Source organism: Neotamlana sedimentorum (genome assembly GCF_000943565.1).
Classification (GTDB): Bacteria; Bacteroidota; Bacteroidia; order Flavobacteriales; family Flavobacteriaceae; genus Neotamlana; species Neotamlana sedimentorum.
This window is the reverse complement of sequence record NZ_JTDW01000035.1, coordinates 1-3,209: the sequence shown is the minus strand read 5'-3', so window position 1 is coordinate 3,209 and position 3,209 is coordinate 1. Positions and strand designations below refer to the sequence as shown.

Genomic DNA, 3,209 nt, shown 5'->3' with positions numbered 1-3,209 from the left:
TGAGAACCTGAAACAAGTTCAGGTTGACAGATAAGGATAGTTGCTTTTTTTTCAGGCTCAAGCGATTTGTCTTTTAATCGAAAAAGTTGAAGAATAAATAGGTTTTGTAAGTTTGATACATTTTTTTCAGTTGATTATTTATTATGTTTGATGTTATAAATTAACTATAAACATGAAAAAACTTATACTTTTCTTTTTTTCAATATTTTTTTCTTGGGTTACTTTTGCTCAGGCGTCTCCTACTGGTTGTGAAGATTTAGAATATTATAAATGTGACAGCGATAATGATGGATTAGAAACATTTAACTTAAAGGGTGTTTTTCCTTTCCCCTTTTGTAATGCTAGCAGTTATCAATACGAATCTACACAATATTTTTTGACAGAAGAAGATATGAATAATGGTACAAATGCACTTACATCATATCAAGCATCTTATTACGATGTTAATACAGGTAGTCAAGAAACTATATATTTTAGAGCAAGGTATAGAAGCTCTTGGGGAAATACCTATATAAAAAACTCCGCTCAAATAGGAGTGCTTCAACCTATCTTGGTATATGATATTATCACAGACTTTGTTATTATTGATGAGGATAGGAATGGGGTTGAAAACCTGCCCTTTACATCTATAACCAATCGTATATTATCAGACCAAAACAAATTAAAAGTATCGTATTATTTTTCTCAAATAGATGCAGAAAATAAAACTAATGAAATAATTCCAAGCGACGATTTTAATAGTAACACTTTAGTTACATTGTTTGCAAGAGTAGAAAATGAACCTTGCGAGTTATTTGAAATCTTTTCATTTGATTTTTATGTTGATTTACCAGAGATAGATGTTGACCTAAAAGATTTATACGTATGTCAAGACCATTCATATTATACTGGTTTTGATAGTTTTAATCTTGAAACTATATCAGACTTGGTAAAGGAAGAGTACCCGGAGTTAGATGTTTTGTTTTATGAAGGTTGGGACAATTCTAATAATGTTGGTATAAATCGGATTTACAACACAGAAAATTACACAAATTTATATAACCATCAAGCGATTTATGTTTATATTTTTAATCCAAATAACCTGCAAGATTATATTGTTAAATCATTAAAATTAACTGTAGAAAGAAAACCAGTATTTGATTATGATGGTTTGTATAAATGCGATACAGATGCGATTGATGGTATTACGGAATTCAATTCTAATGATGCGAAAATTTACATAAACGGTGTGCCTACAGAAGGTTTAGATTTGTTTAGAACCCAGGAGGATGCTCAAGCTAATATTAATAAATTACCGCAATATTTTCAAAATTTAAAGCCTTATCAAGATAGAGTCTATTTTCGTTATCAATATGGGAATTGTCCATTATTTGGAAGCATTTATCTTTATGTGAATAATTGCACCGATAAAGGGAGGCTGTCTATAAGTGCATTTTACGATGAAAATAAGGATGGTTCGTTTTCTGCTCAGGAGGAATATTTTTCGCAAGGTACTTTTACCTATGAAGTCAATAATAATGGTGTTATTCATAATATTGATACATCTAAAGGGTTTTTTACAATTGAAACTGAAAATGATACGGATAAATATACCATACGCTATACCTTATTTAATGAGTTGACAAACTGTTACGAAGTCACAAATGAAGTTATGTATTATGTTAGTGTTTCAGGTGGAAAAATAAAACACTTATCTTTTCCTGTTGTTAAGAAAAAGACGTGTAGAAATATTGCTGTAGTTTTGTTAAGTGATGTTTCACCTCGCCCTGGTTTTAATTACATTAATAAATTGCAAATAAAAAACTCTGCACATCAAACTATTAATTCATTAAATATTTATTTTGAAAAAGACGAGAATGTGGAAGTGATAGAAGTTTTAGGTGTTAGTCCTGAAAATACACTCACTACTACAAATACCGGATTCGTTTTAAATATTCAAGAGATTGAGCCATACGAAACTGAAACCCTATTTGTTAATATGAGTGTGCCATCCTCATTAAATTTAGGGGATGTATTAACTAACTCTGCTTCGGTTTCGTTTTATGATTATAATTTAACCGATAATTCTTCAACACTTACAGAAACAGTAGTAGGCTCTTACGATCCTAACGATATATTAGAATCTCACGGTCCAGAAATTTTGCATGAATCTTTTACAGATGAAGATTATTTATTCTATACAATACGATTTCAAAATGTAGGAACAGCAGATGCAATAAATATTTCAATTGACAATACTTTAGATTCTAAATTAGATGAATCTACCATTCAAATATTAACATCCAGTCATGATTATGTTTTTACAAGAACTAATAATCAATTAAATTGGCAATTTGATGACATATATTTACCGAGTGAAGATATGGACGAACCAAACAGTCATGGTTATGTGTACTACAAAATAAAACCAACTGCAGGTTATAGTGTTGGTGATATTATCCCCAATAAAGCCGAAATTTATTTTGATTTTAACGACCCCATTATAACCAATATTTTCGAAACCAAATTTGTGGACGAAACTAGTCTTTCAACAGAAGATTTTAATACTAAAAGCGTTTCTATGTATCCAAACCCTACTAATGGAAAGCTCGATTTAATATTTAACAATACAAGCGAAGGATTAATCGAGATTAGCGCTTTTGATTTACAAGGGAAATTAATTTTAAAAACCAACGAAATACTGGATAGAAACAAAACACATTTAAATGTTTCAAAGCTTAAAAGTGGATTGTATATTTTGAAAATAAAGAAGGATGGTTTAGAGAGTGTTAAAAAGCTTATTGTTGAATAAATTATAAAACTGAAAGGCCCGATGCAATCTCTATACTTACAGAGCTAATTTCTGAAGTGTTTCATGCGCTTAGAGGAACAGTTCTTAGAATACTATGAAAACGCTTGATTTTACAATAGGTAATAAGGAAGGCGATGAAGTAACAACGATAGATTTAGTGTAAAGAAAATCGAGAATTGAATTACCAAAACCTAGTATTGATTTTGATGGAAAAACAGTTTATATTCTTTATGAAGTTATAAACAATTAGAAAGTAAACGTAAGTTTTACAATTACTTGATGTTTTATTTCTGCGGAATGCCTTCTGTTTTTGAAGCACCAGAAGGAAGTAAAATAATAGAGTAGAGGTGCTTTAAAAATTTATAAAAAAAGAAGCTGTTTAAAAAAAAATCCTTGTCATTCTGAACTTGTTTCAGAA

Annotated in this window: 1 protein-coding gene; it reads left to right on the top strand. The window is 29.9% G+C overall.

Annotated features, from left to right (window positions below; genetic code table 11):
* Positions 1-172 precede the first annotated feature (172 nt).
* Positions 173-2,791, top strand: coding sequence for a T9SS type A sorting domain-containing protein (locus tag PW52_RS16850; RefSeq protein ID WP_044634155.1), 2,619 nt, complete (start codon positions 173-175; stop codon positions 2,789-2,791).
* Positions 2,792-3,209 lie beyond the last annotated feature (418 nt).

Coding starts and splice junctions, on each gene's coding strand:
- PW52_RS16850 (WP_044634155.1), top strand. CDS start 173: ATGAAAAAACTTATACTTTTCTTTTTTTCAATATTTTTTTCTTGGGTT.